This window comes from Gluconacetobacter entanii (assembly GCF_013155425.1).
Classification (GTDB): Bacteria; Pseudomonadota; Alphaproteobacteria; order Acetobacterales; family Acetobacteraceae; genus Novacetimonas; species Novacetimonas entanii.
In genome coordinates this window covers 1-14,504 of record NZ_JABJWD010000081.1, presented here as the reverse complement: position 1 = coordinate 14,504, position 14,504 = coordinate 1, and the positions used below count along the sequence as shown (strand labels likewise).

The window sequence follows — 14,504 nt, the reverse complement described above, 5'->3', positions numbered from 1 at the left end:
TGATTCAGACCCGCCCGCGCGCCATCGCGGCCATGACCGCCAGCCGGTCGCCGATACCGCGCGCGGCACCGTCCTGCCCCCCACCGGCCTTCAGGTCGCGCCGCCCCAGCACGGCAGGCAGGGCGGCAGGCAGGATCGCGCGCGGCAGGCGCGGGGCAAGGGCCATGGCACGGGCATGGAACGCCTCCCCTTCGGTGCGCAGCATGCCATGCAGGGCCGCCACCTGTCCGGGGGTGGCGGCATGGCCGTCGCGCATGCCATCGCGGCTCAGCCCCACGGTTTCCAGCGCCTCATCGGGCAGGGGGCAGCGCCCCGAACGCAGCACCGCCCCCAGATGCCGCGCCAGTGCGCCCACGCCATAGACCGCGCCAAGTTCCGCCACCGCATCGCACACCGCATCATCATGACAGCCCATCGCCTGGGCCATGGCACGCTGCACGCCGCCGGCGCCTGCGCACATGTTGTCGCGCCATGCGGGCCAGTCCGGCAGCCCGTCGAGTTCACATTCGCGCGCATCGACAATCCCGCGCACGGTATCCGCCCTGACCGCGCCACGCGCCAGCAGGTCCACCAGCGCGATGGCGACCGGATGGCGCTGCGGGTCGCCGCCATCAATCACGTCACGCCACCATTGCAGCCGGATCATCCCCGCGATCGGCCCCGCCACCGACCAGGAGGCAGGAGTCGACAGCGCGCGAACGCACTCGTGATTGAAGGCGATCAGCGTCATCGCCGCCTCCCGCACCGGGGCGGGCATGAACAGCGCGCACAGGAAACGGTCCGGGTCGAAACGCCGCGCAATCGCGCCACATTCGGACAGGCCATCAATGGAGTGTTCTGCATCCCGGACAGGGGTCATGACGTTAGGGGTCCATGCGTTACGATGGTACCGCGCCGTGGCGCGTGACTTGACGCACCCGCCGTGCGCCCATAGCTGTTTAGGGGTAGCGGTGCGATACCGCCTTTTGCAATCGCCAGGAGAACGTTCATGGCTTTCGAATTGCCCTCCCTTCCCTTCGCCTACAATGCGCTTGCCGCGCGTGGCATGTGCCAGGAAACGCTGGAACTGCATCATGACAAGCATCATCAGGCCTATGTGACGGCGCTGAACGGCTTTGTCGAATCCAAGCCCGAACTGCAGGGCAAGTCGCTGGAAGAAATCATCCTGGCGGTCAAGGGTGACCCGGCACAGGCGCCCGTATTCAACAATGCGGGACAGCACTGGAACCACATCCTGTTCTGGCAGAACCTGTCGCCCAAGGGCGGCGAGATGCCCGAATCCGTGTCCAGGAAGCTGGTCGAGGATTTCGGCAGCATCGAGAAGTTCAAGGCCGACTTCAAGGCGGCCGCCGCGTCGCAGTTCGGCTCCGGCTGGGCCTGGCTGGTCCTTGGCCCCGACGGCAAGCTCAAGGTGACGAAGACGGCCAATGGCTCCAACCCGCTGGCCGAAGGCCAGGGCAAGGTGCTGCTGGGCCTCGACGTGTGGGAGCACTCCTACTACCTCGACTTCCGCAACCGTCGTCCCGACTACATCGTCAACTATCTCGACAAGCTGGCGAACTACGAATTCGCCGAAGCGCAGCTCAAGGCCGCGTAAGGCGTCACGGCAACCGCCGGGCGGCCCCCGGGCCGCCATGATGGAACCCGGCCGTGCATGCGGTCGGGTTTTTTCGTTCCCTTTCCATGAGGTGTACCCCCTGGCCCGCACGGCCATGGCACGACCCGCAGGACCGCGTGATGACCCTTCATTCATGGTGGCTGTTTTCCGTCGCCGTCTTCCTTCTCTGCGCCATTCCCGGCCCCAACATGCTGCATGTCCTGACACGCAGCGTCCATTTCGGGGTGCGGCGCACCACCGCGGCCATGGCGGGATGCCTGCTCGCGCTGCTGGTCGCACTTGGCGCCTCCGCGGCGGGGCTCAGCGCGGCACTTGCCGCATCGCCGAAGCTGTTTGGCGTCCTGCGCGTGGCGGGCGCGTGCTATCTCGTCTTCCTCGGCATCAGGGCGTGGCGCGCGGATGCGGGGACTGCGCCGCCGCAGGGGGATGGGCAGGATGACGGCGCCGGGAATGGCGACGCCACGGCGGATCCCGCCACCACCACGACATTCGCCCTGTTTCGCGGCGGCTTCCTCGTCGCGATCAGCAACCCGAAGCTCCTGCTGTTCGCGGCCGCGTTCTTCCCGCAGTTCATCAATCCCGCCGCACCGCAACTGCCGCAGTTTTCCATCCTCGTCGCGACCTTCGCCACGATCGAGACGGGATGGTACATGATCTACGCGCTGGGGGGCCGCAAGATGGCGGCCTATCTGGAACGCCCATCACTCAAGCGGGCGTTCAACCGGGTGACCGGGGGGATCTTCATCGGCTTTGGCGCGATCCTGCTGCGCGCACGCGCCTGATCCCCACCCGACCGGTCCCGGCCTGACGGGGCGTGGCCTCAGTCCTTCTTGGACGGGGTCACGTCGTTGGCGGGGACGGAAACACTGGTGATGACGGTGCTGATGGTGTCACGCAGCACCGTGACGCGCACGTTGGGGGCGATTTCAACCTCGACCTCGTTCGATCCATCGCTGACCTTCTGGACAACGGCGACGATCCCGCCCGCCGTCAGCACCCGGTCGCCCCGGCGCAGGGCGGCAAGCTGGCTGCGCAACTGCTTCTGCTTGACCTGCTGCGGGCGGATCAGCAGGAAATAGAAAATCCCGAACATGGCCACATAGGGCAGGATGGACATCAGTCCCTCGGCGCTGAATCCGCCGCCCCCGGCCGACTGTGCATAGGCTGGGGTAGTCAGGAAATTGTCAAAAAGAGAGCGCATGGGCAGCTTTCCGGCATGATACAGGTTGGAACGGGTTGCAGGGTTGCGATGCGGACCATAGTTTTCGCCTGTTTCCCGTCAAGGCGTCACTTCGCCATTGCATATGGTCCGACGCGCTCCGGTTACCAGTCAGCGTATGCTGTCGCCTCTTGTCCAGGACCCAGGATCGACGATGGATTCCAACCTGCTCCCCCTCCTCGAACGTATCGCCTCCGCGCTGGAGCGCCTCTCCCCGCCCGCGCCCAGCCTCGGCGGGCTTGAATCGGCGGACGCCTTCATCTGGCATCCCGCGCTGGGGCGCCTGTCGCCCGTGGCGCATGTGGCGCGTGTCGATATCGGCCTGCTGCGCGGGGTAGAACGCCAGCGCAACATGCTTTTGGAAAACACGCTGCATTTCGCCCGTGGCCTGCCCGCCAACAACGCCATGCTGTGGGGTGCGCGCGGCATGGGCAAATCGTCGCTGGTCAAGGCGGCGCATGCGCAGGCCAACCTGGTGGATGGAAAGCCCGCACCACAGGGACAGGGCCGCGTGGCGCTGGTGGAAATCCAGCGCGAGGACCTGTCCACCCTGCCCGAACTGCTCGCGCTGCTGCGTGAAAGTTCCCGGCGGTTCATCGTCTTCTGCGACGACCTGTCGTTCGAGCGCGAGGATGCGGATTACAAGGCGCTGAAATCCGTGCTTGATGGCGGGATCGCGGGACGCCCGGCCAATGTCCTGTTCTATGCCACGTCGAACCGCCGCCACCTGATGCCGCGCGAGATGATCGAGAACGAAAGTTCGACCGCCATCAACACGTCCGAGGCGACGGAGGAGAAGGTCTCCCTCTCCGACCGGTTCGGGCTGTGGATCGGCTTTCACAACTGCGCGCAGGATACATTCATGGACATGGTGCGCGGCTATGCCCGCGAACGCGACCTGCCGATCGGCGACGCCGACCTGGTGCGCCGCGCCAATGCGTGGTCACTGGCGCGTGGCGGGCGTTCGGGCCGTGTCGCGTTCCAGTTCATCGAGGACCTGACGGCGGAACTTTCCGCGCAAGGATGATCCAGCACAAGGACCATTGCGTGCCCGCCTGCCATCATGGTGTGGGCCACAATGGTCCCGCCGCGTATCATGGCGCGGCATGCGCACCCGCATCAGGACGCAGGAGGGCATATGACAAAGTGTGGGCAGGCGGAACCATTTATGCTTCCCGCGAAAAACATCCTTATATACCGTAGTGGATATTATACCTGACCGCACAGATGACAGACCCAACGCCACCCGGGATTCCTGGCATGTCCGATTGCCACGGCCATCTTCAAAATCAAGAGAGACAATGGACAAACTGCTATCGTCAGACAGCATGCCGCCCCTGACCACAGGCCGACGCGACCTGCGTCGCATCCATGCGCATCCTGACAACTGGTACCCCGTCGCATGGTCGCGCGAACTGCGCCCGGGCAAGACAATCGGAACACGCTACGCCGGCCTGCCCATCGCGCTGGTGCGCCCGCGCGAGGGCGGTTCCGTCTTTGCGCTGGAGGACCGCTGCGCCCATCGTCAGGTGCCCCTGAGCAAGGGGACCGTCAAGGGAGACTCGGTGCAATGCTGCTATCACGGCTGGGCCTATGGCCGGTCGGGGCGCTGCATCGACGTGCCCTACCTTGGCAAGGGGAAACTGCCCAACGGCGTGCGCACCTATCCCTGCCGCGAACAGGACGGGCTGATCTTCATCTTCCCCGGCGACCCGGAAAAGGCACAGGCGCAGGCCCTGCCGCACCTGGCGCAGGTGGCCAACCCCGCCTATAAGACGCGCCGCTTCGGCCGCACCATCAAGTGCCACTACAGCTTCATGCATGAGAACCTGATGGATATGAACCACCAGTTCATGCACATGAAGCAGATGGGCGAGATGAAGCCGCGCTTCCTGGGGCAGGAACGCACGTCCAACATGGTGGAGGCGCGCTACAGCTTTGCCCGCACCGGGGGCAAGCAGCCGATTGGCGAGGCCCTGATCTTCGGGCAGAAGCGCGACAACAGCGAAAAATTCGCCCATCGCGACGTCATGACGATCCGCACCGTCTATCCCCACCAGACGCTGTCGATTCGCACGGGCGACAACGACCCGGTCATGGACCTGTGGATTTCCTATGTCCCGCAGGATGCGGAGCAGTTGACCAACCGCACCTTCGGCCTGCTGTCGATCAAGCGGCCGGGCATCCCCGGCCTGCTCGACCTCGCATGGCCGTTCCTGACCGCCTTTACCGAGCGCATCTTCCGCGAGGACCGCGAGATCGTGGAAATGGAGCAGGAGGCATGGAACGAGCAGGGCGGCGACCGCAACCAGGAGATCTTCCCCGTGATCTGCAACCTGCGCGAACTGCTGGCCGAATGCGGGCTGCCGGCTGAAGACGACACCCCTGCCCCCGCCGCGCCACAGACCACCACATGACAGCGGAGGGACAGTCACGGTTTGCGGGCACCGCGCTGGAGGCAGGTGACTACCTCCTGCGTGAGGTGCGGGCCACCGACGCACCGGTCATGCATCGCCTGATCAATGACTGGAGCGTGGTGCGCATGCTCAGCCGCGTGCCGTTCCCCTACCCGCGCGCCCTGACGGATGAATGGATCGCTTCCACCATCGCGCAGTCGCGCAGCGGCGATGCCTACCATTTTGCCATCACCTGCCCGAAGGCCGCCAATCCCGACGAACTGATCGGCTGCATCGGGCTGCGGATCGACCATGCCAACCGTTCGGGCACGCTGGGATACTGGGTCGCGCGCACGCACTGGAACCGCAAGGTGGCGTCCACCACGGCGGGACGGCTGGCGCGCTGGGCCATGGCCAACCTGCCGATCGAACGGCTGACGGCGTCGGCCGCGCATGACAACCACCCCTCCATCGCCGTGCTGCGCCGCATCGGCTTTCGCGAGGTCGGGACCGGACATCAGGAGTTCGTCTCACGCGGGGGGGAATATCCCGTCCTGTGTTTCGAGGCGCGCCGGGCCGACCTGTCGGGCACCGGCGTCCCCGCCGGGGAGGACACTGGCCTGCCGCGCCAGAAGAAAAGCGTGCTGGTCGCGGCGGTCGCGCTGATCGACACGGACGGACGCATCCTGCTAGCCCGGCGGCCGGAGGGAAAATCCATGGCCGGGCTGTGGGAATTCCCCGGCGGCAAGGTGGAACCCGGCGAAACGCCGGAGGTCGCGCTGATCCGCGAACTGGATGAGGAACTTGGCATCGACGTCACGCGCTCATGCCTGGCGCCGTTTACCTTCGTGTCCCACGATTACGGGCATTTCCACCTGCTGATGCCGCTTTATGTCTGCCATCGGTGGAAAAACACCCCCACCCCGCGGGAGGGGCAGGCCCTGGCATGGGTGGCGACCAGCCGCCTGCATGAATATGCCATGCCCGACGCGGACAAGCCGCTGGTGCCGCTGCTGCGCGACCTCGTCTGAAGCACCGGGGCAGGGGCACAGAAGTTTCCGGGCGCCGCCTTTTGACCTGAAAAGGCGGCGTCGTTCGAAGCTTTTCCGATCAGAAGCTTCACCAAAAACTTTTACCTGCTTCATCAGGCCGGGCTGTGCAGTTCCCTGCCAAGTTCACGCACGCCGCTGGCCGGGAACGTCGCCTGTTCCTGTCCGGGGACATCGACACGGAACGTGAACAGCCCCCCCGTCAGGGGTTGCGCGGCCAGCACATCCGCATCCAGTCCCTTGCGCGCTGTCGTGACGAAGACGGTGCGGTAATCTTCACCACCAAAGGCGACCTTGGTCACGTTGCGCGCGGGCACCATCACGGGGGCAAGCCGCTGCCCATCGGGGGCGAAACGCTCGATCCGGCCACCGCCCCAGACCCCGACCCACAGGCATCCCGCGCTATCAACGACCACGCCATCGGGATAGCCCTCCGACAGGCGGGCAAAGACGCGCCGGTTCGCCAGCGCACCGTCGCCGGACACGTCGAAGGCGTAAATCGACTGCCGGTGCGAATCGTTATGATACAGCGTCCGCCCGTCGGGGGAGAGCGCGGGGCCGTTGGTCACCACATAACCCTCATCCTGCCGCACGATGCGCAGGGCGCCATCGCCTTCGCGCGTCACGCAGTACAGCGCGCCCGACGGGGATGCCTCCCCATCATCCATGGTGCCGAACCACAGGCGGCCGCGCGGGTCCACATACCCGTCATTGATCCGGTTTCCCGGCTTGTCCGGTTCCACCACGGCCTGCGCGCTGAACCGCCCGGTTACGGGATCGAACGCATGCAGCCCGTCCTGCAGGCCGCACATGAAGGTGCCGTCCGCCACGGGTACAAGGAAACCGGGACGGCGGGGGGCCTGCCACGATGTCGTCGCCTGTGTGGCGGGGACATAGCGATGAATGGCCGAACCGACGATATCCACGAAATAGAGCGCCTGTTCCGCCGCGACCCAGACCGGGCCTTCGCCAAGCTGCGCCTTGAGGTCCCAGATGCATTGCGGTGTCATCGTATCCATGCTGCTTCCTTTGCGGATGTATCGGATGAGCGGGAGTCTATCGCAAAAAGCCCCGACGCGCGCAGTCCCCTTTCACGCCGGGCAACGCGGCACCCCGCCATGGCCAAGACTTTTGCCGCGATCTCCTGTAGCCTGCGCGCCTATTGATCCTTTCGCTTTCAACCCGATGGATGAGACGCCATGAACCCGACCGCCTGTATCCTGGTTATCGGTAACGAAATCCTGTCCGGCCGGACGCAGGACGTAAATGTGCAGTATATCGCCCGCCGCCTGACGGAAATCGGCATCAGCCTGCGGGAGGTGCGGATCATTCCCGACATCCGCCCCGTGATTGTCAGTGTGGTGACCGAAGCGCGCGCGGCCTATGACCATGTCTTTACCACCGGCGGCATCGGCCCGACGCATGACGACATCACCTCCTCCTGCGTGGCGGAGGCGTTCGGCGTGCCGTGGGTGCCCCATCCCGAGACATTCGCCCTGCTGGAAAAACATTTCGCGCCGGGTGAGTTCAATGCGGCGCGCCAGCGCATGGCGACCCTGCCACAGGGGGCGACCCCCATCCGCAATCCCGTTTCCATCGCGCCCGGCTTTACCATGGGGAACGTGCATGTCATGGCGGGGGTGCCCCGGATCATGCGCGCCATGTTCGAGGAAATCGCCCCCACCCTGCGCCATGGCACGCCGGTCACGTCACGTAGCTGGCACGCATTCGGCCTGTATGAAGGGGCACTGGCGGCGAAGCTGGAAAATATCCAGCATGCCCATCCCGATATTGATATCGGCTCCTACCCTTTCCACGACAGGGACGGCCATGGTGGCGTGGCGCTGGTGTGCAAGGGACTGGACGCGGACGAGGTCACGCAGGTCGCGGACAAGATCGCGGCCATGATCCGGGAAATGGGCTTCACACCGCTGGCAGGTGAACCCGCGCATAAGGCGTAAACACCCCGCCCCCGATCTGTTGAAAAGTAATGGTTTCCAAAGGGTAATGCCCTTTGGTGGGGGTTCGGGGGCAAAGCCCCTGAATATGCGGGCGCCGCCCGGACCCGGCAGGGATCGCGATCCCTGCACCCTGATTCCTTAAAAAATCATGGTTCCCAAGGTTGAATGGGCGGTTCTCAGGCGATCTTGTCGCGTCCCATGGCGAGGAATTTTTCCCGCCGCTGCGCCTTGAGCAGCGTCGCATCCTTCTTCATCAGGCCGGGCAGTTCCGCCGCAATGGCGTCGCCCACCGCGCGGATGGTCGCCTTCGGGTCGCGCTGCGCCCCACCAAGCGGTTCGGGAATGATCCGGTCGATCAGTTCAAGATGCAGCAGGTCCTGCGCCGTCAGTTTCAGCGCACCGGCCGCCGTGCTCGCCTGCTTGGGGTCACGCCACAGGATCGAGGCACAGGCCTCGGGCGAGATGACGGAATAGATCGCATGTTCCAGCATCATGACGCGATCCCCCGCGCCAAGTGCGATCGCGCCACCGGAGCCACCTTCGCCAATGACGGTCGCGATGACCGGCACCGGCGCGGACAGGCAGGTGTCGATGGAGCGCGCGATGGCTTCCGCCTGCCCGCGTGCCTCCGCATCGATGCCGGGCCATGCGCCGGACGTGTCGATGAAGGTCAGGACCGGCAGGCCGAACTGCCCCGCCAGCTTCACCAGGCGCTGCGCCTTGCGATAGCCTTCGGGCCGCGCCATGCCGAAATTGTGCTCGAGGCGGGTTTCGATTTCCGCCCCGCGTTCCGTGCCGATGACAACGACAGGCTGGTTGCCGAAACGGCCCAGCCCCCCGATGATGGCCTTGTCCTCCCCGAACAGGCGATCACCCGCAAGCGGCGTGAACTCGGTAATCAGCCCGGCGATGTAATCCACCGTGTGCGGACGCTGCGCATGACGGGCGACCTGCACCTTCTGCCATGGCGTCAGCTTGGCGTAGGCCGCGCGCAGTTCGCGGTCGGCCTTTTCCGTCAGGCGTGCGATCTCGTCGGCGATGTTAATGCCGTCGGGACCGGACATCTTGCGAAGTTCGTCAATCTTGTTTTCAAGCTCGGCGACGGGCTTTTCGAAATCTAGAAACTGGCGCATGGCCTGCCGATAGCACAGGCCGGGGCACAGCCAAACAGATTCTGCACCGATGATCGCGCGTTTTTGCCGTCCCCGGTATTTTTGCCCTCAGGCGACGGCATGTTCCGACAGCGGATGATGCTGACGTAGCGCTTCCTGCAGCCGCTCCGTCAGGACATGGGTATAGATCTGGGTGGTGGCGATATCGGCATGCCCCAGCAGCATCTGCAACGCCCGCAGGTCCGCCCCGTGCGACAGCAGGTGGGTGGCGAACGAATGGCGCAGCACATGCGGCGACAGGTGCTGCGGGTCCAGCCCGGCCTTCAGCGCCACGTCATGCAGGATGCGGTCGAATCCCTGCCGCGTCATGGGGCGCAGCGGACTGCGGCCAGGGAACAGGTATGTGCTGCGCAGCGGGCGGTCCATGCGCATCAGTTCATCGGCGGCATCGCGCGCGCGCGCCGACAGCGGCACCATGCGTTCACGCCCCCCCTTCCCCCGCACCAGCAGCATCCCCGTCATGCGTTCCAGCGCCGCGCGCGGCAGGGACAGCAGTTCGGAAATGCGCAGGCCCGAGGCATACAGGATCTCCAGCGCGGTGCGCGCGACCAGCATGCGCCGCACCTCCTGCGCACCGGCATCAGCGCGCGCCACGCATGCCGCCAGCAGCGACTCCACATCACCTTCGGACAGGAAACGCGGCAGCGCCGCACGCAGGCGCGGGGCTTCGAGCATGCCTGCCGGATTATCGGGCCGCCGCCCTTCACGCACGAGGAACAGGTAGTACTGGCGCAGGCATGACAGCCGCCGCGCCTGCGTGCGCGCCGACAGTCCCGCCTGCGCCAGGCCCGAAAGATACGCACCCAGTTGCCGGGCCGTGGCCTGCGGCAGCGACGCCCCCTGCCCCGCCAGCATGGCACCGAGGTCATCGAGGTCGCGGCGATAGGCCTTCAGCGTATTGAGCGCGGCCCCCCGTTCGGCGGCCAGCATCTCAAGAAACGCATCGACGCCGTCCGCGCTCATTGCGCGGCGGCGGGCTTGCCCAGTGGCATGACCGGCAGCGGCGCGGGTGCTGCGATCGCCATCGGCGGGGGTGCGGCAGGCGCACTGGCCAGCGACAGGTCACGATGCACGTCCTGCTGCACCAGCGCGGGCGGGAACATGCCGAGCGAGAGGAACCCGCCGACCATGCAGACCAGCACGACCGCGAACGCGGCGACAATAATACGGCCCATGACCGTTTCCCCCATGCAAAGGATGCGCCAGATACCAGATGGACAACGCGGGAAAAAGCCGGCGCATGGCCGTACAACCGGCGGTGCGCCGTCTTCCCCGCTATCCGTTTTTTCCCGCTCTATGTTAGGTTGGCCGTCATGTCACGCCCGATTTCATCCGATACGCCCCCGATGGCGCGCCCGACGTCCACCCATAACGACGCCACGCCCCTGTTCATCCCCCTCGATCTCGATGCGCTCGGCCAGGGCCGGCATGCCGCCACCGCCCCGCCACAGGGACGCAGCATCGTGCTGGTCGGGCTGATGGGCGCGGGCAAGACCACCATCGGACGCATGCTCGCGACGCAACTGAACCTGGAATTCGTGGATTCGGACGAGGAGATCGAACGCGCGGCGGGATGTTCCATCGCCGACCTGTTCCAGAAATACGGGGAGGCGGAATTCCGCCGCGGCGAACATATGGTCCTGCGCCGGCTGCTGTCCGGGCCGCCGATCGTGCTGGCGACCGGGGGCGGCGCGTTCATGGACCCGCGCACCCGCGCGTGCGTGCGCGAAAATGCGACCTCGGTATGGCTGCGCTGCACCCTGCCGGTGCTGCTGAACCGCGTGCAGGACCGCACCCATCGCCCGTTGTTGAACGTGGAGTCGCCCGCCACGGTGCTGTCGGACCTTATGCGCGCCCGTCATCCCGTCTATGCCGAGGCGGACATTATCGTCGATTGTGGAGATGACAACGTGGAGCACAGTGCCGAAAAGGTCCTGGGGGCCATCAACACCGCGCGCCGCCCCCTGCTGGTGCCCGTGGAACTGGAACGCGCGCGCTATGACGTGCAGATCGGGGCGGACATGATCCGCCGTGCGGGTGCGCGCCTTGCGCCCCTGCTGCCGCAGAAGCGGGTGATGATCGTCACCGACGCGAACGTGGCGGCACTCCACCTGCCCGCGCTGCTCGCGGGGCTGGAGGAAACCGGCATCCGACACGAGACCATTACCGTGCCGCCGGGCGAAGGGTCGAAGACACTTGCCGAATACGGGCGCGTGACCAACGAACTGCTGGCCGCCGGGGTCGAACGCGGCACCACGGTCGTCGCCCTTGGCGGCGGGGTCGTGGGCGACCTTGCCGGGTTCGCCGCCGCGACCACCCTGCGCGGCCTGCCGTTCGTGCAGATCCCGACCACGCTGCTGTCGCAGGTCGATTCGTCCGTGGGGGGCAAGACCGGGATCAACACCCCCTTTGGCAAGAACCTGCTCGGCGCCTTCCACCAGCCCATTTCCGTGCTGATCGACACGACGGCGCTGACCACCCTGCCCGCGCGCGAAATCCGCGCCGGATACGCGGAAATCCTGAAATCCGGCCTGCTGGGCGATGCGGACCTGTTTGAATGGTGCGACCGGCACGGGCAGGCGGTGCTTGAGGGCGACTCCGCCATGCAGGCCGAGGCCATCCGCCGCGCCTGCGCCTTCAAGGCCGCCGTCGTCGCCGATGACGAGCGTGAGGAGCGCAAGGCCAACGGGCGCGCGCTCCTCAACCTTGGCCATACGTTCGGCCATGCGCTGGAGGCGGAGCTTGGCTATGACGGGCGCCTCCTGCATGGGGAGGGCGTGTCGATCGGCCTGCGCCTGGCGTTCATGCTGTCGGTGCAACTGGGTTACTGCCCGCAGGCCGACCTTGACCGCGTGACGGCGCACCTTGAACGTCTGGGCATGCCCGCGCGCATCAGCGACACGGGGGAGGAATTCTCCGCCGCGACCCTGATCCGCCACATGCAGCGTGACAAGAAGATGCGCGACGGGCGGCTGTCCTTTGTCCTCGTGCGCGGCATTGGCGAGGCCTTCACCTGCCGCGACGTGCCTGATGACGCGGTGGCCGCCGTCCTGCGCGCGGATGGCTGCCGCCCCTGACCCGCCGCCCGCCACACCGCGCCACGACCAGCAGCGCATGCGGCAAGGCGTGATGTTTATGCAACAATAGCCCGGAGATGGTGCGCACCTGCCATCTGCCGGGCTATATTTACCTTATTTCAACCTGTCTCCCTCAGAAAGAAACCCGCCAAGGGTCGTATCGGGAGATCTGGTAAGAAATATTCCCGCAATATTCCCCCTGGCGTCGCAAAAGAAAAGCACAAGCTTTATTCGCTCAACATTGTATCGCCCTTGTGGAACTGCCCCCTGTCTCCACGAACACAGGCGTACGATCAGGTTTAAGGACGGGAATATGCGTCTGCGTACGGCGTTACTGGCAACGACCCTGATGGCTGCCGCCCCGGCGGCCTCGATGGCCACGACGATCACGGGCCCCTATGTCGGAATCGGTGGGGGCTATGACCTCACCCAGGTCCAGCATGGCCACGGGGTCGATCGCGACGGTGGTCCCAGCCATCAGGAAAACGAGGTCGGAACACGCGACCGCCTGCATCACAGCAATGGCTGGACCGGCTTTGGCGGGGTGGGCTGGGGCTTTGGCAACGGCCTGCGCGTGGAAATCGAGGGGGATTACAACTGGTCGCAGATCAACCGCGAGACGATCGGTGGCGGGGCCAACACCTTCGTGGGCCGTACCCACGGGTCCGACCGCTCCTATGGCGGGTTCCTCAATGTCCTGTATGACATCGACCTGAAGCGCCTGTTCAACATCGACGTCCCCGTCACGCCGTTCGTCGGTGTCGGTGCGGGCTACCTGTGGCAGGATGTGGGCACGTCAACCGGCTACAACATCAATGGCGTCAGCGCGAATGTCCGCCATATGGGCGGCAACCAGGGTTTTGCGTATCAGGGCATCGTCGGTGCGGCCTATGACATCCCCGGTGTCCCGGGCCTGCAGATGACCACCGAATACCGCATGATCGGACAGCCGCAGTCCTTTGCGATGGGCAATGCCGGCAGCCAGACCACCATCGGCAGCCCGTGGAACGCGGAACGCAATGGCTATGTCCGTTTCGACCACCGCTTCAACCACCAGTTCATCGTCGGCGTGCGCTATGCCTTCAACCATGCGCCCCCGCCGCCGCCGCCGGCCCCCGCCGTTGTCCCGCCCGCACCGACCGCGGCGCGCACCTACCTCGTCTTCTTTGACTGGGACGGCGCAGCCCTTACCGGCCGTGCGCGTGAGATCGTGGCCGAAGCCGCGCAGGCTTCCACCCATGTCCAGACCACCCGCATCGAGGTCAATGGCTACACCGACAATTCGGCAGCGCAGCCCGGCCCGCGTGGCGAGCAGTACAACATGGGCCTGTCCCTGCGTCGCGCCAACAGCGTGAAGGCCGAACTGATCCGTGATGGCGTACCTGCCAACGCCATCGACATTCAGGGCTATGGCGAGGCGCACCCGCTGGTCCCGACCGGCCCGGACACACGTGAACCGCAGAACCGCCGCGTCGAAATCATCCTGCACTGATGACATGCCCGGTTACGGCAACAGGGAAAAGGGGCGCTCCGGCGCTCCTTTTTTCATGGTGCCGCCGATTCCTGCCGCGGCGGTAGATAAGTCCCGGCAAAATAAGGCAGAAACACCATAGAGTGTTCTTCATATATTCTTTTTCAAAGACCATATGAATTTTATGAGATTTCGCAGGAAATTTCCGATATCCCCTTTTAGGAACACGATAAATTAGAATTATACCTCGCAGTATCTTTAAGGTTTTGTGCTTTTTTTGCCACACTCATCCCGATACAGCGAAACATCCCTTCTCATCCCTACCGAGAAAGGCTATCTGACACTCAGAAAAGATTAACGGATGATGTGTCTGTGCATCCTGCTGAGTTGGGACGCGCCTCATCCCTTTGAGACTCCATGAAGTTCTGACACTTCATTTTTTAAGGACGAGAATATGCGTCTTCGCACGGCGTTACTGGCAACGACCCTGATGGCTGCCGCTCCGGCGGCCTCAATGGCCACGACGATCACCGGTCCGTAT

At 65.1% G+C, this 14,504-nt stretch carries 14 protein-coding genes; 8 read left to right on the top strand and 6 right to left on the bottom strand.

Features of this window, described 5'->3' with window-relative positions:
- Positions 1 to 4: 4 nt before the first annotated feature.
- Positions 5 to 859, bottom strand: coding sequence for a phytoene/squalene synthase family protein (locus tag HNH97_RS13685; RefSeq protein WP_171791262.1), 855 nt, complete (start codon positions 857 to 859; stop codon positions 5 to 7).
- A 129-nt stretch (positions 860 to 988) separates the two neighbouring features.
- On the opposite strand from HNH97_RS13685, the gene HNH97_RS13680 reads away from it, so the two are divergent.
- Together HNH97_RS13680 and HNH97_RS13675 are read left to right on the top strand one after the other, a co-directional pair.
- On the top strand, positions 989 to 1,597 hold the full coding sequence (locus tag HNH97_RS13680; RefSeq protein WP_171791261.1) for a superoxide dismutase: 609 nt from the start codon (positions 989 to 991) through the stop codon (positions 1,595 to 1,597).
- A 140-nt stretch (positions 1,598 to 1,737) separates the two neighbouring features.
- A complete protein-coding gene (locus HNH97_RS13675) occupies positions 1,738 to 2,400 on the top strand; it encodes a LysE family translocator (RefSeq protein ID WP_171791260.1) in 663 nt (220 codons plus the stop codon).
- A gap of 38 nt (positions 2,401 to 2,438) precedes the next feature.
- Here the strand turns inward: HNH97_RS13675 and yajC are convergent, their stop codons facing one another.
- The gene (yajC, locus tag HNH97_RS13670; protein WP_110912705.1) at positions 2,439 to 2,819 is read right to left on the bottom strand and encodes a preprotein translocase subunit YajC; all 381 of its coding nucleotides are present in this window, start codon (positions 2,817 to 2,819) and stop codon (positions 2,439 to 2,441) included.
- Between the two features lie 172 nt (positions 2,820 to 2,991).
- On the opposite strand from yajC, the gene HNH97_RS13665 reads away from it, so the two are divergent.
- From HNH97_RS13665 to mutT, 3 genes are all read left to right on the top strand, one after another.
- Positions 2,992 to 3,864 (top strand): ATP-binding protein, encoded by an 873-nt coding sequence (locus HNH97_RS13665; protein ID WP_171791259.1) that lies wholly within the window; start codon positions 2,992 to 2,994, stop codon positions 3,862 to 3,864.
- A gap of 274 nt (positions 3,865 to 4,138) precedes the next feature.
- On the top strand, positions 4,139 to 5,254 hold the full coding sequence (locus HNH97_RS13660; protein ID WP_110912703.1) for an aromatic ring-hydroxylating oxygenase subunit alpha: 1,116 nt from the start codon (positions 4,139 to 4,141) through the stop codon (positions 5,252 to 5,254).
- Positions 5,251 to 6,264 carry an 8-oxo-dGTP diphosphatase MutT gene (gene mutT / locus HNH97_RS18200; protein WP_171791258.1) on the top strand — a complete coding sequence of 338 codons (1,014 nt, stop codon included), beginning with the start codon at positions 5,251 to 5,253 and terminating at the stop codon, positions 6,262 to 6,264. The genes HNH97_RS13660 and mutT overlap by 4 nt, the downstream gene beginning before the upstream one ends.
- A 113-nt stretch (positions 6,265 to 6,377) precedes the next feature.
- Here mutT and HNH97_RS13650 read toward each other — a convergent pair whose 3' ends face one another.
- Positions 6,378 to 7,301: an SMP-30/gluconolactonase/LRE family protein gene (locus tag HNH97_RS13650; RefSeq protein ID WP_171791257.1), complete on the bottom strand. Its 924-nt coding sequence runs from the start codon at positions 7,299 to 7,301 to the stop codon at positions 6,378 to 6,380.
- A 180-nt stretch (positions 7,302 to 7,481) separates the two neighbouring features.
- On the opposite strand from HNH97_RS13650, the gene HNH97_RS13645 reads away from it, so the two are divergent.
- The gene (locus tag HNH97_RS13645; protein ID WP_171791256.1) at positions 7,482 to 8,243 is read left to right on the top strand and encodes a competence/damage-inducible protein A; all 762 of its coding nucleotides are present in this window, start codon (positions 7,482 to 7,484) and stop codon (positions 8,241 to 8,243) included.
- Between the two features lie 176 nt (positions 8,244 to 8,419).
- Here HNH97_RS13645 and HNH97_RS13640 read toward each other — a convergent pair whose 3' ends face one another.
- The 3 genes from HNH97_RS13640 to HNH97_RS13630 all read right to left on the bottom strand — a co-directional run bounded on the left by HNH97_RS13640 (position 8,420) and on the right by HNH97_RS13630 (position 10,590).
- Positions 8,420 to 9,376: an acetyl-CoA carboxylase carboxyltransferase subunit alpha gene (locus tag HNH97_RS13640; RefSeq protein WP_171791255.1), complete on the bottom strand. Its 957-nt coding sequence runs from the start codon at positions 9,374 to 9,376 to the stop codon at positions 8,420 to 8,422.
- A gap of 87 nt (positions 9,377 to 9,463) precedes the next feature.
- Positions 9,464 to 10,378, bottom strand: a complete 915-nt coding sequence (locus HNH97_RS13635; protein ID WP_171791254.1) for a site-specific tyrosine recombinase XerD — start codon at positions 10,376 to 10,378, stop codon at positions 9,464 to 9,466.
- Positions 10,375 to 10,590 carry a hypothetical protein gene (locus HNH97_RS13630; protein WP_227744562.1) on the bottom strand — a complete coding sequence of 72 codons (216 nt, stop codon included), beginning with the start codon at positions 10,588 to 10,590 and terminating at the stop codon, positions 10,375 to 10,377. The genes HNH97_RS13635 and HNH97_RS13630 overlap by 4 nt, the downstream gene beginning before the upstream one ends.
- A gap of 138 nt (positions 10,591 to 10,728) precedes the next feature.
- Here HNH97_RS13630 and aroB point away from each other — a divergent pair, with 138 nt between their 5' ends.
- Positions 10,729 to 12,492 carry a 3-dehydroquinate synthase gene (gene aroB / locus HNH97_RS13625; RefSeq protein ID WP_407716809.1) on the top strand — a complete coding sequence of 588 codons (1,764 nt, stop codon included), beginning with the start codon at positions 10,729 to 10,731 and terminating at the stop codon, positions 12,490 to 12,492.
- A gap of 313 nt (positions 12,493 to 12,805) precedes the next feature.
- Entirely contained in the window at positions 12,806 to 13,984 is a 1,179-nt protein-coding gene (locus HNH97_RS13620) for an OmpA family protein (RefSeq protein ID WP_110912695.1), read from the top strand.
- The last annotated feature ends 520 nt before the right edge of the window (positions 13,985 to 14,504 follow it).

Coding starts and splice junctions, on each gene's coding strand:
- HNH97_RS13675 (WP_171791260.1), top strand. CDS start 1,738: ATGACCCTTCATTCATGGTGGCTGTTTTCCGTCGCCGTCTTCCTTCTC.
- mutT (WP_171791258.1), top strand. CDS start 5,251: ATGACAGCGGAGGGACAGTCACGGTTTGCGGGCACCGCGCTGGAGGCA.
- HNH97_RS13660 (WP_110912703.1), top strand. CDS start 4,139: ATGGACAAACTGCTATCGTCAGACAGCATGCCGCCCCTGACCACAGGC.
- aroB (WP_407716809.1), top strand. CDS start 10,729: ATGTCACGCCCGATTTCATCCGATACGCCCCCGATGGCGCGCCCGACG.
- yajC (WP_110912705.1), bottom strand. CDS start 2,819: ATGCGCTCTCTTTTTGACAATTTCCTGACTACCCCAGCCTATGCACAG.
- HNH97_RS13620 (WP_110912695.1), top strand. CDS start 12,806: ATGCGTCTGCGTACGGCGTTACTGGCAACGACCCTGATGGCTGCCGCC.
- HNH97_RS13635 (WP_171791254.1), bottom strand. CDS start 10,378: ATGAGCGCGGACGGCGTCGATGCGTTTCTTGAGATGCTGGCCGCCGAA.
- HNH97_RS13650 (WP_171791257.1), bottom strand. CDS start 7,301: ATGGATACGATGACACCGCAATGCATCTGGGACCTCAAGGCGCAGCTT.
- HNH97_RS13680 (WP_171791261.1), top strand. CDS start 989: ATGGCTTTCGAATTGCCCTCCCTTCCCTTCGCCTACAATGCGCTTGCC.
- HNH97_RS13645 (WP_171791256.1), top strand. CDS start 7,482: ATGAACCCGACCGCCTGTATCCTGGTTATCGGTAACGAAATCCTGTCC.
- HNH97_RS13630 (WP_227744562.1), bottom strand. CDS start 10,590: ATGGGCCGTATTATTGTCGCCGCGTTCGCGGTCGTGCTGGTCTGCATG.
- HNH97_RS13665 (WP_171791259.1), top strand. CDS start 2,992: ATGGATTCCAACCTGCTCCCCCTCCTCGAACGTATCGCCTCCGCGCTG.
- HNH97_RS13640 (WP_171791255.1), bottom strand. CDS start 9,376: ATGCGCCAGTTTCTAGATTTCGAAAAGCCCGTCGCCGAGCTTGAAAAC.
- HNH97_RS13685 (WP_171791262.1), bottom strand. CDS start 859: ATGACCCCTGTCCGGGATGCAGAACACTCCATTGATGGCCTGTCCGAA.